This window comes from Dyadobacter sp. HNCC25DJ183 (assembly GCF_056895175.1).
The window spans coordinates 21,917-35,925 of sequence record NZ_JBXHAP010000011.1; the positions used below are offsets into that span (position 1 = coordinate 21,917).

A 14,009-nucleotide genomic window follows, 5' to 3' on the forward strand; every position below is an offset into this window, starting at 1 on the left:
TTTCTCATATAAAAAGTTTAATTTTCGGCGACGAACGACATACCGCCTTCTAGGCAGTATTTTAATCAAAAACTATGCGGGAGCGCCTTTCTTCAGAAGCTTACGTCAACGGTATCCTGGCCGGTGACCGCATTATCCTGAGCCGCGCTATTACCGTCATTGAAAGCCGGCTGCAAGGCGACCGCGAACTGGCGCATTCCATTCTTCAAGGCATATTACCTCATTCAGGAAATGCATTGCGCGTAGGGATCACAGGGGTACCCGGCGTAGGAAAGAGTACGCTGATCGAGGCGCTCGGCACACACCTTACCTCTCTTGGAAAACGTGTGGCGGTGCTTACAGTAGATCCCACAAGCTCAAAGACCGGCGGCAGTATCCTGGGCGATAAGACCAGAATGGAAGAGCTGGTCAGAAATCCGCTGGCATTTATCCGTCCATCTGCAACGGGCTTGTCGCTCGGCGGCGTTGCTCGAAATACCCGTGAGGCTATGATGCTGTGTGAGGCGGCCGGCTATGATGTAATTCTGGTGGAAACGGTCGGTGTGGGACAATCGGAAACGCTCGTGAAAGGAATGACAGACTTTTTCCTGCTGCTTACATTGCCCGGCGCCGGCGACGAATTACAGGGGATCAAAAAGGGGATTATGGAAATGGTCGACGCCATTGTGGTCAACAAGGCAGATGCAAATCATGCACAGCAAATGGAAACCGCCATTTCTGATTATCAGAATGCATTACATTTAATGCCGCCGGCAAGCTCCGGTGTTCCGGTAAAGGTCATGTCGTGCTCGGCAATTGAAAACAAAGGCATTGCAGAGATCTGGAATCTAATCGCTGAGTTTGAAAATACCACGCTACTCAGCGGATACTTTGAAAAAAACCGTGCATTGCAACAAATAGACTGGATGCATGAAATGATCCGGCAGCTATTGGAAGATAGTTTTTACGAAAACAATAAGGTCAAAACCCGGTTACCAAGCCTTGAAGCGGCTGTCAAAGAAGGTAATTTACTTCCTGCCAGCGCGGCAAAAGAGCTGATCGCATTATGGTTGAAGCGGTAATTTTTCCGCTTCACCGCTAAAAGTTTTTCGCCGGAAGCATTTTTAAGGTAGGTTTGAACGTTAAACTTACCATTTCCCAACTGATCACATTAATTCCAAAATCCATGAAAATCACTCATTACGCAACCAGGTCTCTCTATGCGATGCTGCTCGCGATGGCTTTGATAGTAGCTGCCTGTAAAGACGACAAAGAGCCCGATGCCGAGCCGCTCGATAATAATCCGATTGTAGGTACCTGGCAGCTGACTGCGATTACTCCCGAGCCGGGCGCTCCTCCTATTGGAAACATTGAGCAGATCAAGGCGGTAGTTCCGTGTATTTTTGAGATGAAACTGACCTTCAATGCCAACAACACCATCGCAACGGCTGATTGCCCGGTGGCGGTAACTGCAATAGGTACGCTCGTTCCCGTAGGTACCAATGCCAAATGGAAGGTAAATGGCGATAAACTTACATTGACTGAGGGAAGTAACTCGGAAGAATTCAAGATCACGCAAACACAAACAGACCTGACTGTGGTGGTGAATACAAACACAGATACCACCAAGCCTCCTGTGAATGCATTGCTTATTTTCAAGAGAGTATAGGCGACCGATATCTAACAAGAAAGCCGGGCATCAACCCGGCTTTCTTGTTTTCATCCGCTTGTATGATCGCAAATGATCAGCCATTTTCCCTTTATTTTCTTGAAAAGTAAAGTGTAGTGTCCTTCCAAATCGCCTTTTTCTGGTCGGGTCAAATGGAATTTACCTACAACAAATGCTACACCCGGGCCCGGAAAGGAGAAATTCAGGAATGTAAATTTCAGCTTTCCCATTGTTGCATTGTCGGGATAACTCTTCATATATCGCTCGTAGGTTGCTTTGTACCCGTAAGTAATACCTGCTTTTCCCACAAACATCAGCGAGTCAGAATTCCAGTATCCATTCATGAAGGATTTGATATTTCCCTGATTCCAGTCCGCCTCCTGCTGCCGGAGTATCGCCAGCACTTCTTCCTTGTCCTTGTCCGACTGGGCGAATGAGAAGGTGCAGGTAGCAAGCAGGATGAGGCTAAAAAGCCAGTTTCTCATATTTTTTGCAGATTTTTGTAAAACAGTTGTTCGGTCTTCCAATATAATGAAAGATTTGATTGGCCGGTACTAACAGCATTTACACGACAGTAATTCGCAGGAATGGGAAAGTTCAATGATCTTTTCAGCAAGATTGACAGGCAGAAATATCCGTTTATCGATGGTATTTACTACCTGTTCATTATCGTTTTTCTACTCATACTTTTCTTATTCTTCGCCTGATCAGTGGCTCGCTCCTTTCTCTTTATCCTCAATCCAAACTCGGGTACTTCAACCGGCAAAAGAACTGACTTCATTACTTCCCGCATTCAGTCTATCGCGGACAAAAATGATTGTAATGCAGAAATTCTTTTTACCGAAGGCCGGGCGCATGCTACGCAGCTTGTGAAAGAACACGTTAACCGGCAGGATTGGGCTGGTATTGTGGCAGTGGGGGGAGATGGTACCATTAACGAAATCGCGCAGCCGCTTGTAGGTAGCAAAACGCCGGTTGGTATCATTCCGCTGGGTTCGGGAAACGGGCTGGCCAGGCATTTAGGGATTCCGATTTCGCTGGACCAATCGCTGTACAAGCTTTTTTCGGGCAAGCAGGTTACAATAGATACGGCAACACTCAACGACATTCCCTTCTTCTGCACGGCGGGGATGGGCTTTGACGCGTACGTTGGTCACCTTTTCAGTCAGCAGAAAGTGCGCGGACTGGCTACTTATGTCAATGTTTCGTTCCGCTCCTACTGGCACTACAAGCCGCAGAGCTTCAAGCTGAATGGTGTAAAGACCAATGCATTCTCCATCTCGTTTGCCAATGCAGGTCAGTTTGGAAATAACGCCTGGGTAGCTCCGCAGGCTAATTTGCAGGATGGAATGCTCGATATCTGCACGATCAAACCTTTTCCAAAATGGTATGGTACTTCGCTCGCATACCAGCTTTTTACCAAACAAATGAAGGCGTCGCGTTTTATCGATTATCAAAGTGCAACGCACGCTGTGATCGAGACCGAAGCGCCGCCGCTGATCCACTACGATGGCGAGCCCCTGCAGCTAACAACTGCGCGCATTGAAGTCAGTATCAAACCTGAAAGTCTGCGCGTGATTGTTTAAATTCACATTACAAACAGGAATACAGTTTTAAAAATGTCAAAAAAGAACCGCTCCGGGATCATCTATTCAACCAATCCCGATTTCGAGTTTAATGATGCCGACGATGAAGCTGAGACTTTGCCGCCGAATCAGCAGGACCTGCGGGTTTGGCTGGAAAGAAAGGGCGGGGGAAAGGTAAGTACGGTGATAAAAGGTTATACAGGCAAAGTATCGGACCTGGAAGCTTTGGGCAAGCTGCTCAAAAACCTCTGCGGAAGCGGCGGGACAGTAAAGGACCACGAAGTGCAGATCCAGGGAGACCACCGCGACAAGGTAATCACCTGGCTGACCAGCAAAGGATATAAAGCAAAAAAAGCCGGAGGTTAGTCCGGCTTTGCATTAAAGTACTTCGTTGGTATCGATTTCTGTGGGAGAAGGCAGCGGTTCCGTCTGCGGCTGATTGTCTGGCAAAGCAGGTCGCGAGCCGCCCAGCACCTCAACATTCGTCACAAAATATTTGGTATCCCCATTCCAGGGAAGCGTAAAAAATTTCTCTTCGTAGGTCAGCGACACGCGGTGACCATTTTTGATCGCTTCTTCGAGTTTTGCAATCGCATCCTTATTCTTCCCGCTTACAGAAAAGACCCATTCCGACGAGTTCATTGTTCCGTCGCCCTCATAAAGCCCGCCCATTCTAAGCTCGCCTTCGTAAGTTTTGAACAAATATCCTTTGTTGCTGAGCTTGGTAATAAAACCGCCTCTTTTGCCTTCGCTGTAATATCCGAACGTGAGATAGTATAAGATTCCAAAGATAATCGCGAGAAAAATCGCGAATATGACCCATTTACGCATAAGTGTGAAATTCAGTGTTTATGATGAAAGCTAACTTCGGAAAACGGTTTGATTTTTCCTACTATTTCGCGCGGATTGCAATAACCGGGTCCATTCTGGCGGCAAGCATCGCGGGAATGATCCCTGAAAGCACGCCGATGACACTGGATACGGTAAGTCCGAGCAGGATATTACCCGGTGTCAGCAGGATTTCCAGCGAACCCATTGGTACAAAAGACATCAGGTAAACCAGGAATATCCCTACCAATCCGCCTACCAAACTGAGCATAACCGCCTCGAAAAGAAACTGAAAAAGAATGGAATAGTTTTTCGCGCCAAGTGATTTCTGGATACCAATCAGGTTTGTCCTTTCTTTTACCGAAACAAACATGATGTTTGCAATCCCGAAGCCTCCTACCAGAATGGAGAAGCTGCCTATCACCCAGCCCGCAATCGTTAATACAGCGAACAAGCCGGCAATTGCCTGTGCTGCCGCCTCGGGACGATTGAGTGAGAAGTTGTTTCCTTCACGGGGCTTTATACCGCGTTTGGTGCGCATTAAGCCGGTTATCTCAGCTTCGACTTCCTGCATTCCCTCATCTTCCGGGAAGCCTTTGACAACTATATCAGCACTCCTGCGGCCTGACTGGAATAATTTTGAAAATGCAGTAAAAGGGATAATGCAGTTCTTATCGGGACTACCGCCAAAATCGACCAGACTCTCTCCTTTTTTCACCTGTACCCCAACAATCGTGAATTTATTACCGGCCAACTTGAAAGGTTTCCCGATCGCATCCTGTCCCGGATACAAGGCAGAGGCGATATCCGCACCTACCACGGCGACATTCCTTGCATTGCTTGTTTCCAGCGGAATGAAGTAGCGGCCTGTCGCGATCGGAATTTCGGAGATCTGATTGTACTCGAAGGAAACGCCCTGGATTTGAGCTGTGATGCTGTTTGAGCCGTTTTTAAGAGTTGTATTTCCCTTGAAATCCATCACGGCAACTGCGCTGGCACTTTCGAGGTTTTCGTATAGATATTTGTATTCGGCATAAGTGGGCTCCGGCCACTGAAAGTATTTCCACCATTGATATTCACCTCCAAAACCCCAGGGCCATTTTTGAACATAAATCACTTTATCGCCAATGAAACTCATGCTGTCCTTGATGCTTCTTTCCAAGGAATCAACAATGGTAAAGACGGCAACAATGGCGAAAATGCCGACTGTAACACCGAGCAGGGAAAGGATTGTGCGCGTAATATTAGACTTTAGCGCTTGCCAGGCAAATCTGAGACTTTCTAAAACCTGTCGTAAAAATTTCATAATCACAGTCGGGACATATTCAATTCAAAAGTTAACGGTTAAGCCTCTGATCCTGAAATAAATTGTTACAAAAGGTAAGAAAAACGGTCTGATTTGATATCTTACAACACTAACCTTACACTCCTGTTATGCAAAAACACTACACATTCTTCATTATTTTCTGTTGCATTCCGTGGCTTGCATCTGCCCAGAAACCTGTTCAGGAATCCACCGGCTTTTACCAGTTCCTTTCCGACGATCCAAATCAAAAACCTTATTTCAGCGACAGGCAGGGTGTTTTCGCCAAAAATGGCATGGTTGCGTCCGCACATCCCGAAGCTTCAAAGGTGGGAGTTGAGATATTGAAAGCGGGAGGAAATGCGGTTGATGCGGCGGTGGCTGTGCAGTTTGCATTGGCGGTTGTGCACCCTTCGGCAGGTAACCTCGGCGGCGGCGGATTTCTGGTGCTGCGCGACAAGAGCGGGAAGAGTTACAGCATCGATTTTCGTGAAAAAGCGCCGTCAAAAGGGCACGCAGATATGTACCTCGACAAAGACGGAAACATCATTCCAAAAGCAAGTACTCTGGGCCGACTTGCTTCCGGTGTGCCGGGATCCGTAGCGGGAATGGCAGAAGTGCATGCAAAACACGGTAAACTTTCATGGAAGCAGGTTTTACAGCCCGCAATAGACCTGGCGATGAATGGCGTGGTGCAGACAGAGCGGGAGGCACGCGGGCTGAATGCAGTGCGAAAAGATGTGGAAACGCTCAATCCAGGTACCGGCTACTTTATTCATCCGGGCGGAAAGGAATGGGCTGCGGGCGATATTCTTGTTCAGAAGGATCTGGGAAAGGTTTTGAAAAGGATCCAGAAAAAAGGGCGTGATGGTTTTTACAAAGGCAAAACAGCCCGGCTGCTTGTCAAAGACATAAACCGGAATGGGGAAGGGATAATCAGCAAAAAAGACCTTGCTGACTACAATGCGGAATGGAGGGAAACCATAGCTGAGAGCTATAAACACTATAGAGTGATCACCATGGCGCCGCCTTCGAGTGGCGGAATTGCACTGGTGCAGTTAATGCGCCTTACCGAACAGTTTCCGTTAAGGAAATGGGGCTGGCATGCTGATTCAACCATTCAGGTGATGATTGAAGCCGAAAGGCGCGTTTATGCTGACAGGGCCAAGTTCCTGGGTGATCCCGATTTCGTGAAAGTGCCGCAGGAGACGCTGATGAACAAAGCATACCTGGCTGGTCGCTGGGCAGATTTCAACTGGAATAAAGCAACCGACAGCAAGGATATTCAAGGCGGTACTTTTCCGGGATATGAAAGTCTGGAAACCACGCATTTTTCGGTTGTGGACAAAGAGGGAAACGCAGTTTCGCTCACTACTACATTGAATGGAGGTTACGGGAGCCGCGTTGTAATCAAAGGCGCCGGATTTTTCATGAACAATGAAATGGACGATTTCAGTATCAAAGCCGGTGCGCCGAATATGTACGGACTTATTGGAAATAAAGCCAATGCAATTTCGCCAGGTAAGCGAATGCTTTCCTCCATGACGCCGACTATCCTCGAAAAAGATGGTAAGCTTTTCATGGTGGTAGGTACTCCCGGAGGTTCGACCATCATTACTTCTGTGTACCAGACCGTTTTGAACGTGCTCGAACATGGAATGACAATGCAGCAATCGGTGAATGCATTGAAATTTCACCATCAGTGGCTTCCCGACAAGACAACATTTGAAGCCAATGCATTTTCAGAAGGAGCAATCAAAAAGTTACAGGATAAAGGATATATTCTTGAACAACAAAGAAATACAATCGGCCGCATGGACTGCATTCTTGTCTTACCCGACGGAACGCTTGAAGGCGGCTCGGATCCCCGGGGCGACGATACAAGCGTCGGGTACTGATGGAATGCGGGCGGACGGGCTTATAGATTGTTGATGATTAATTGCAATTTGTCTGCAATAAGACTTAAATTCGGATGAACAGAGTAACCATTTGTTTATTCGAATTTGCCATGAAAAAGTCCATTTACCTGATACTTCTGCTAGTCGCACTTATTTCAGGGTGTAAGAAAGATAAAGACCCGGAAGTTGGTCCAAAGCCTGAGCCGCAAGCCGAAAATCCGACGAAAGCAGGAGAATTCCTGAAAGGTCTGAATGTAACAGGTGCACAGCAAATCACTTTTGATTCTACTTCCAACAGCTATATGGTGAGCCTGCCCGACACTTACAGCGAGCAGCAGGCCGAAGTTAAATTGTCGCTGCATTCGAACATCGGACTGGTAAACCAGAACGGTGAGATTACCAAAGACAGTATTATCAGGTTCACATACCAGGGAGCCGGTCCGTTGATGTTTGAGCTGCGCGAAAAAGCCAATCGCGGCACCTTCTTCTTCAATGTATATTTTAATTTCTCTGGCAAACCCAATATTACCCTGCTTAGCAAAGAATTGCCCATCAATGCGCAGGGCATCAACTTCCCGCTTCGGTTTGAGGCCAAAGTGGGCAGTATTCCTTCCAGTCCAAACCAGGCAGGACCTATTTTAAGAGTTGTCAATCCAAAAACTGGCTTTTCGACGGAAACAGTCGTGTATAATATAGAAGGTCGGATTGGATTGGAGAAGACAGAAGCGCTGCTTACCTCTGATCCGTACAGGTTGGAAATTTTATTTTATAATCAGGAACCGGTGGTTTTTGAAGGCATCAAATTCATCCGCGACACGCCGATAGTTACTGTTTGGCCGACTTATAAATTTCAGTATACAAGGAAAGATACCGTTGCTGCCACGGGCGGAATATTTATCCCGGAAGGAAAGTATACTGTGACTTTTTCAAGCGACTTTCTTGAAAAACCAGTGACCGCCGCAATGCGGGTGAATGACCATTCCAAGATCTCGCTTGACAAGATCCCGGCCAATTTAGAGGAGGGTGTGTACCTGCTTTCGTTTTATGAAAAGGACAAACTGATTGGCAAGAACAGTGTTTATGTAGGCAACTTCGAAACGAACTGTCTGGAAACAATTTGGAAAGGGAGTATCGAAAAAACGCATGAGCGAAATACTTTACCTCTTTCTCTTAACAGAGGTGACGAATTCTACACCAAATCCCAGCCACTCGATTACGGATCAGGAAATACCAATTTTGATGTAAACAGGCTTCCCCGACTTCGCCTGAAATCGGCGGCCAAGACGGTTGATCTTGCTCCTGAACTTGTCGTTTATAACTGGGGAATAGCTGGTGTGAGTTATCCTCTGGGCAAATACAAGCTCCCGGCTGATCTGCCTGTCGGGAAATATACGGTTACCGGCGTTTATACTAACCGGTACGAATCGAAGCCTTACTGGTCAAAAATGGAAGTTAAATAGCAGCTTAAATCCTGGTTAGCTCAGCAATGATTGTCTGGAATTCGGGATACTCGGCTTGTAATGCCGCTCTGTCTGCCATTTCAAAGTCCCTGAAATCAAAGCCGGGCGCGACTGTACAGCCGACCAGCGAATAGGAACTTCCGGCAGCCGGGCGCGAGCCGAACCAGGCTCCCGCCGGAACTACTGCCTGAAAAGTCTCTCCATTTTCGGGATCACTTCCCAATCTGATGATCTGAAGTTTCCCGGTTGTTGGGTCAATTACAAATATCTCCAAAGCGTCACCTGCATAAAAATGCCACATTTCGTCCGATTTGATCCGGTGAAATGCGGAAAAATGATGCGCATCCAGGAGGAAATAAATACCTGTACTCGCCGCTCTTTCCCCACCAAATCTAGGCGGCAGTGCCTCCGAACTGATTACATCTTTCGCACGGTAAGTTTCTGCATAGAACCCGCCTTCCGGGTGTGGTTGCAGCTGGTATTTCTCAACCCAATATTCAAGAGACTTCATAGTAGTTACAGTAAGCAGCTCCTAAACTAGGTTGAAAGCTGATAGCTGCCAAATAATCAATCACATTTGTCAGTATTGATCAATTCATTTACTTTTGATCATTATTAATCAATTTTAATCAAAACTGTTCAATGGAGAATCCACGCGTAAGGTTGGTCAATGAAGAAGTACTGTCTGATAACTGGTACACATTGCGTAAGTATACATTTGATTATCAGGGCAACAACGGCAAATGGGAGCGGCAAAGCCGGGAAGCTTATGATCGGGGGAATGGGGCTACCATTCTGCTGTACAACATTGAGAAACAAACCGTTATACTTACCAATCAATTCCGGCTCCCGACATACACGAATGGAAATGCATCAGGAATGCTCATAGAAGCGTGTGCAGGCTTGCTCGATAAAGACAATCCCGAAGATTGCATTATCAGGGAGACAGAGGAAGAGACCGGCTACAAGCTCAGTTCCGTGCGCAAAATATTTGAAGCCTATATGTCGCCAGGATCGGTAACTGAAATTCTGTACTTTTTTGTAGGCGAATATTCCGAAGAAATGAAAGTGAGTGAAGGTGGCGGCGCCGACGGCGAGCAGGAGAACATTGAAGTAATGGAAATCCCGTTTGCAGAGGCACTCTCCATGATTTCACGTGGCGAAATAAAGGATGCAAAAACCATCATGCTGATCCAGTATGCGCAGATTAACCACCTTTTAAAAAACAATGCAGCTTGAAACCGGCGTTACGCCGGTTTCAAGCTGCATTTCAATATACTATCCTGCTCCTACGAAATGGGATCGGGAATAGGTGTGTTCGCGGGAGTGGCTGTGGTGGTGGAAGTTTCTTTGTTCCCGACGAATTTTTCGTAAAGATCTTTCAGAAACGACTCCACGTCAGGGAAATTTCCCTTGAGCGATTCAGCTCCTTTGCTTTTCAGCTCTTCAAAGTACTCGGGAGCTTTATCAATTGCGCCCTCGGCCTCTGCTTTGAGACTATTCGCTTTGGTTTTAAGATCTTCCAAAAGCTTTTCTCCATCTTCGGATTGAAGATACTTGTGTGCTGCAACCCCTGCTGCGGCGCCAAGAATAAATGTGGCCAGATGTTTTGAATTGATGCCCATGATTTCCAGTTACTTAGTTTAGCTTTAAGTTAAATAACCATTTCTAAATTTCCCGGAGACCTGCTCCGGTGGTGAGTTACCACCAAAAAATTATGCCTGCAAAAAGCAGGCATAATTCAGAAGGATTTATTTAATTTCAAATGCCGCCTGCATCCGGTAGCTGATCTTGATTTTCTGATACTGTACATCGCTCTGGGTAACTGCATCGGCCGACTCGGCTGAGAATGCGCGTACATTGGCTTTTGCAAACATCGGCTGAGGGAAGTACAGGTTTTCATCCAGCTCTTTAATTTCCAGCACACGGCCCAGTTTCTGATCCAGTGACGCGAGCAGGTATTCAGCCTTTACTTTGGCTGCTTTCAATGCATCGATCTTTACCTGCTTCTTAAATTCCTCCTTTTTGGAATGGTCCACGCGGGAAACATTCGCATAATTAACCCCGCGGCTCTCCACTTTGGACATGATAATATCGAGTTTCTCCGCACTGCTCACTTTCAGCTCATATTGCTTGCTTTCGAGGAAAGTGGCAGGCTTTTTCTTTTTATCAACATAATCCTGGTAACCACCTACCCCGCTGATCGACAGACTTTCTTTCGGCAAACCTGCGTCGGCTATTGCTTTCACAAGCTGCTTTTCCAAAGTACTGATAACCACTTTATCCTTCTGGTTTTTTTCATCTGCATAGTACTCACGCAGCGAAATGTTAAAGTATATCTCATCCGGCACTACCTCGATTTCAGCGAAACCGGCCACTTCAATATTCGGTACCTGCATCAATTGTTCTGTTTTTACCTGTGAGAACGCTGGGGACAACATGGCTGCCGATAAGAGGAAGCTTGCTAAAAATGCTTTTTTCATGGCTTTAAAAAATAAAAATGAATTGAAAATGAACGCTGGAATACACACCATGTAAAGGTGTTTTGTATCTCAACGCAGTTTAGATGCTTTATTGTTGCTAAAGTTTAAAGGAATGTAGCATGGCTGTAAAATAAAAAATGGAAGATTGCCCTTGTGAGGATCATCTTCCATTTGATTTCGTTGTGGAAAGATTCAGGTAAAATTCTGGTAAATGGAGTCCATTATCCGCACAAAATGCTGATAATCTGAATCGTTAAGGCTGCCCCACCCTTTTCTCCTAATGTCCGCTACGATCGGAAAAGCCTGGTTGTAGATAGCCTGACCATTTTTTGTTAAAAAAAGGTTGAATTTCCTGCGATCACCTGCTGCCGGCCCGCGCTCCACCAACCCCTTTTTTTCAAGCAGATCGATGATCCTGGTGACAGTTGGCGGATCTTTGAAGGTCATTTCAGCGAGCTCGTTCTGGCTCACTCCCTGCTTCCTGAATATATGATCTATGAGCACCCATTGGTCCACTGTCAAATCGAAACCGGCTTCTGTCAGCTGCTTTTGCAAGGCGTTACGAATTTTTTTGATAGTCGTGTCTATCTTAAAAAAATAGGCACGATGATCGGAGTGATGTGTCATGTAGAGTACAAGTTGAAGTTTAGCTATTGAGTATATCGGGTTATAAGTCTCCCCAACTATTCGTCTACTAATAATTGCAACGAAAATTGGCTGATCAAAGCCAACTTTCCCTGGCAACCTTTCCGTTCGTACTCAGCTTCTCACCGGCAGCTAATTCGCGCCACCCGCAGCTATAAAACTATTTTGTTAATCCTAGAAATAATAGAACATTTCACCCAATCTAGTTGGCATTGTTCTACTATTAACCCTTCTACTTATGCATAGATACTTTACGCATTTCGGAAAAATTGCCTGGATTACATTTGTTATTTTCTGCACTTGTTCGGGTGCTGCATTCGCGCAGTTAATCCACTTTATCGAACCTGTCGCCGAGCAAGAACTTCAAAGTTCCCCTGAGCTAGACGAATACGAAACCAGAATCAGGAGAAATCCAAATGTCACCGCATTTCATTTTGTCCGGCTAAATCCGCTGAAAAAGGCGCAAAGAGATGGAGTAATGAAAATCAACATTCCCGGCCAGGCGCGCCCGATCACTGCCGAAGTGAGTCACGTGGAATATCACGACGACTCGAATTATGAATGGATTGGAAAGACAGACGAAGGTCGCGGTACCATTGTACTCATTGCAAAATCAGGGAGAATCAGTGCACACATATCCACACCAGCGGGCATTTATGAAATATTTCCTGCCCTGAATGGACTATATTGCTTGCAGGAGATTGATCCTGGAAAAGCAAGTGATGTGGGATGTGCCACAGATGCTGGCGACAAAGCTGGTAACCGGACCCATGCAGAGCTCTCGCCGCCTTCAACTGAAACTCCGATTGATCACAATGCCAAGATGAACGCGTGTCAGCCGCTTGTAAATCCGCGGGTGCTGGTGCTGTATACGCCTAAAGCTTTGGAGCTTGCAAACAATGTTCAAACAATCATTGATCAGGCAAACCTCTCCATTGCCCAATTTAACAGTACAATTTACAATAGCGGTATTACCAGCAATGCAGTGTTGACGCTGGCGGGAGTTGCTGCCCTGGATTTCATTGAGAAAGACAACAAAATGACTGGTGATGTGAACGATTTGAGCATGAATATCTCCGCTCAAAATTTACGGGACCAATATCAGGCAGATCTGGTTGTACTTTTTACAAACGGCAATTACGGCGCCCGAGGAGCAACTGCAACTCCATTTTTCAACAACTCCACGGCTTATTCAATCGTGCAAATATTAAATGCGGTGACAAATAAGACATTTACGCACGAAGTTGGGCATATACTTGGTTGCAGACACGATGGGGAAGATGGTAACCCGCAATATGCCCAAGGCTACAACATAAAAAATGGATTGGGAGTCGTAATTGATCGCACAATGATGAGCGACAAGACTGCGGACGGGAGTAATAGACTCCTCAACTTTTCCAATCCAAACATTAGTGTAGGAGGAAAGGCAACTGGAACTGCTGCTAACAATAACAATGCAAAGAGAATCACTGAAACCCATTTAGTAGTCGGCGGTTTCCGGCCGAACCCTACTCCTCCATTGGCAGCTTACATTGACGGACCAACCTACGTGACAACACAGGGTGGAAAAAACTTCGAGCTTAATTATAGCTGTGGTAACGCGCCATATTCTTTCGTCTGGCAGTACAGCTATGACGGAGTAAACTATACATTATCTAATACGACAACTGACATTTTCACCTGGTTTTTCTATCAAAATCAAAAAATTTATCTGAAGGGTACTGTTACAGCTGGTGGAAAATCGACTACTGCATTCATCGCAATAACTGCTCAGATGCCAAGCCCATACAGACAGGGAAGTGCAGGGATTGACTCAATGGACACATTCAATCCCGATTTTGAAGTGACCCCAAACCCGGCAAGTGAACAGATACAAATTCACTACAATTTGGAAACTGAGGCAGATGTCAGCCTGGAAATTATGGACCTATCTGGTATTCTGTTGAAAAACTTGGTTCCACCAAGAACCCGGCAGATGCGGGGAGCACATTCTTTGTTTTGGAAAAATGACAAGCTCGAAAATGGAAGCTATTTAGTTAAGTTGACCATTGATGACAAGATAGTTGTAAAACGTATTATCGTTCAGAAATGAGACTTCTACGAAAATCGCTATATCCCTCCATTGTTGTTTATATTTTAACTGGCTGTTATAAACAGC

15 protein-coding genes are annotated in these 14,009 nt (G+C 46.0%); 8 read left to right on the plus strand and 7 right to left on the minus strand.

The window, feature by feature from the left end; genetic code table 11:
• Positions 1–74 precede the first annotated feature (74 nt).
• Both meaB and AC1XTG_RS24575 read left to right on the plus strand, forming a co-directional pair.
• Positions 75–1,061: a methylmalonyl Co-A mutase-associated GTPase MeaB gene (gene meaB, locus AC1XTG_RS24570; RefSeq protein ID WP_484843794.1), complete on the plus strand. Its 987-nt coding sequence runs from the start codon at positions 75–77 to the stop codon at positions 1,059–1,061.
• Positions 1,062–1,165: 104 nt separating this feature from the next.
• Positions 1,166–1,648: a lipocalin-like domain-containing protein gene (locus AC1XTG_RS24575; RefSeq protein WP_056279302.1), complete on the plus strand. Its 483-nt coding sequence runs from the start codon at positions 1,166–1,168 to the stop codon at positions 1,646–1,648.
• 50 nt (positions 1,649–1,698) lie between these two features.
• On the opposite strand, the gene AC1XTG_RS24580 is transcribed toward AC1XTG_RS24575, so the two are convergent.
• Entirely contained in the window at positions 1,699–2,133 is a 435-nt protein-coding gene (locus AC1XTG_RS24580) for a YybH family protein (protein ID WP_484843795.1), read from the minus strand.
• A gap of 225 nt (positions 2,134–2,358) precedes the next feature.
• Between AC1XTG_RS24580 and AC1XTG_RS24585 the strand changes: the two genes are divergently transcribed.
• Together AC1XTG_RS24585 and AC1XTG_RS24590 are read left to right on the plus strand one after the other, a co-directional pair.
• The gene (locus tag AC1XTG_RS24585) at positions 2,359–3,234 is read left to right on the plus strand and encodes a diacylglycerol/lipid kinase family protein (RefSeq protein ID WP_056279301.1); all 876 of its coding nucleotides are present in this window, start codon (positions 2,359–2,361) and stop codon (positions 3,232–3,234) included.
• A 33-nt stretch (positions 3,235–3,267) separates the two neighbouring features.
• Positions 3,268–3,600, plus strand: coding sequence for a translation initiation factor (locus AC1XTG_RS24590; RefSeq protein ID WP_056279299.1), 333 nt, complete (start codon positions 3,268–3,270; stop codon positions 3,598–3,600).
• 12 nt (positions 3,601–3,612) lie between these two features.
• Here AC1XTG_RS24590 and AC1XTG_RS24595 read toward each other — a convergent pair whose 3' ends face one another.
• Positions 3,613–4,065: a hypothetical protein gene (locus AC1XTG_RS24595; RefSeq protein WP_056279297.1), complete on the minus strand. Its 453-nt coding sequence runs from the start codon at positions 4,063–4,065 to the stop codon at positions 3,613–3,615.
• Positions 4,066–4,126: 61 nt separating this feature from the next.
• A complete protein-coding gene (locus AC1XTG_RS24600; protein WP_056279294.1) occupies positions 4,127–5,368 on the minus strand; it encodes an ABC transporter permease in 1,242 nt (413 codons plus the stop codon).
• A 128-nt stretch (positions 5,369–5,496) separates the two neighbouring features.
• Between AC1XTG_RS24600 and ggt the strand changes: the two genes are divergently transcribed.
• Both ggt and AC1XTG_RS24610 read left to right on the plus strand, forming a co-directional pair.
• A complete protein-coding gene (gene ggt, locus AC1XTG_RS24605; protein WP_484843796.1) occupies positions 5,497–7,263 on the plus strand; it encodes a gamma-glutamyltransferase in 1,767 nt (588 codons plus the stop codon).
• 110 nt (positions 7,264–7,373) lie between these two features.
• Positions 7,374–8,723 carry a hypothetical protein gene (locus AC1XTG_RS24610; protein ID WP_484843797.1) on the plus strand — a complete coding sequence of 450 codons (1,350 nt, stop codon included), beginning with the start codon at positions 7,374–7,376 and terminating at the stop codon, positions 8,721–8,723.
• 4 nt (positions 8,724–8,727) lie between these two features.
• Here the strand turns inward: AC1XTG_RS24610 and AC1XTG_RS24615 are convergent, their stop codons facing one another.
• On the minus strand, positions 8,728–9,234 hold the full coding sequence (locus AC1XTG_RS24615; RefSeq protein WP_484843798.1) for a cupin domain-containing protein: 507 nt from the start codon (positions 9,232–9,234) through the stop codon (positions 8,728–8,730).
• A gap of 131 nt (positions 9,235–9,365) precedes the next feature.
• Between AC1XTG_RS24615 and nudK the strand changes: the two genes are divergently transcribed.
• Positions 9,366–9,962 carry a GDP-mannose pyrophosphatase NudK gene (gene nudK / locus AC1XTG_RS24620; RefSeq protein WP_484843799.1) on the plus strand — a complete coding sequence of 199 codons (597 nt, stop codon included), beginning with the start codon at positions 9,366–9,368 and terminating at the stop codon, positions 9,960–9,962.
• A gap of 50 nt (positions 9,963–10,012) precedes the next feature.
• On the opposite strand, the gene AC1XTG_RS24625 is transcribed toward nudK, so the two are convergent.
• The 3 genes from AC1XTG_RS24625 to AC1XTG_RS24635 form a co-directional block, all read right to left on the minus strand.
• Positions 10,013–10,348 (minus strand): YtxH domain-containing protein, encoded by a 336-nt coding sequence (locus AC1XTG_RS24625; protein WP_056279288.1) that lies wholly within the window; start codon positions 10,346–10,348, stop codon positions 10,013–10,015.
• 126 nt (positions 10,349–10,474) lie between these two features.
• Positions 10,475–11,206 (minus strand): SIMPL domain-containing protein, encoded by a 732-nt coding sequence (locus AC1XTG_RS24630; RefSeq protein ID WP_484843800.1) that lies wholly within the window; start codon positions 11,204–11,206, stop codon positions 10,475–10,477.
• Between the two features lie 192 nt (positions 11,207–11,398).
• Positions 11,399–11,833 carry a MarR family winged helix-turn-helix transcriptional regulator gene (locus tag AC1XTG_RS24635; protein ID WP_056279286.1) on the minus strand — a complete coding sequence of 145 codons (435 nt, stop codon included), beginning with the start codon at positions 11,831–11,833 and terminating at the stop codon, positions 11,399–11,401.
• A 256-nt stretch (positions 11,834–12,089) separates the two neighbouring features.
• Here AC1XTG_RS24635 and AC1XTG_RS24640 point away from each other — a divergent pair, with 256 nt between their 5' ends.
• Positions 12,090–13,943, plus strand: coding sequence for a zinc-dependent metalloprotease (locus tag AC1XTG_RS24640; RefSeq protein ID WP_484843801.1), 1,854 nt, complete (start codon positions 12,090–12,092; stop codon positions 13,941–13,943).
• Positions 13,944–14,009: the final 66 nt, after the last annotated feature.

Excerpts from the sequence above, each read along its gene's own strand:
- AC1XTG_RS24600 (WP_056279294.1), bottom strand. The coding sequence starts at position 5,368 with ATGAAATTTTTACGACAGGTTTTAGAAAGTCTCAGATTTGCCTGGCAA.
- nudK (WP_484843799.1), top strand. The coding sequence starts at position 9,366 with ATGGAGAATCCACGCGTAAGGTTGGTCAATGAAGAAGTACTGTCTGAT.
- AC1XTG_RS24625 (WP_056279288.1), bottom strand. The coding sequence starts at position 10,348 with ATGGGCATCAATTCAAAACATCTGGCCACATTTATTCTTGGCGCCGCA.
- AC1XTG_RS24580 (WP_484843795.1), bottom strand. The coding sequence starts at position 2,133 with ATGAGAAACTGGCTTTTTAGCCTCATCCTGCTTGCTACCTGCACCTTC.
- AC1XTG_RS24615 (WP_484843798.1), bottom strand. The coding sequence starts at position 9,234 with ATGAAGTCTCTTGAATATTGGGTTGAGAAATACCAGCTGCAACCACAC.
- AC1XTG_RS24635 (WP_056279286.1), bottom strand. The coding sequence starts at position 11,833 with ATGACACATCACTCCGATCATCGTGCCTATTTTTTTAAGATAGACACG.
- AC1XTG_RS24595 (WP_056279297.1), bottom strand. The coding sequence starts at position 4,065 with ATGCGTAAATGGGTCATATTCGCGATTTTTCTCGCGATTATCTTTGGA.
- AC1XTG_RS24610 (WP_484843797.1), top strand. The coding sequence starts at position 7,374 with ATGAAAAAGTCCATTTACCTGATACTTCTGCTAGTCGCACTTATTTCA.
- AC1XTG_RS24640 (WP_484843801.1), top strand. The coding sequence starts at position 12,090 with ATGCATAGATACTTTACGCATTTCGGAAAAATTGCCTGGATTACATTT.
- meaB (WP_484843794.1), top strand. The coding sequence starts at position 75 with ATGCGGGAGCGCCTTTCTTCAGAAGCTTACGTCAACGGTATCCTGGCC.
- AC1XTG_RS24630 (WP_484843800.1), bottom strand. The coding sequence starts at position 11,206 with ATGAAAAAAGCATTTTTAGCAAGCTTCCTCTTATCGGCAGCCATGTTG.
- AC1XTG_RS24590 (WP_056279299.1), top strand. The coding sequence starts at position 3,268 with ATGTCAAAAAAGAACCGCTCCGGGATCATCTATTCAACCAATCCCGAT.
- ggt (WP_484843796.1), top strand. The coding sequence starts at position 5,497 with ATGCAAAAACACTACACATTCTTCATTATTTTCTGTTGCATTCCGTGG.
- AC1XTG_RS24575 (WP_056279302.1), top strand. The coding sequence starts at position 1,166 with ATGAAAATCACTCATTACGCAACCAGGTCTCTCTATGCGATGCTGCTC.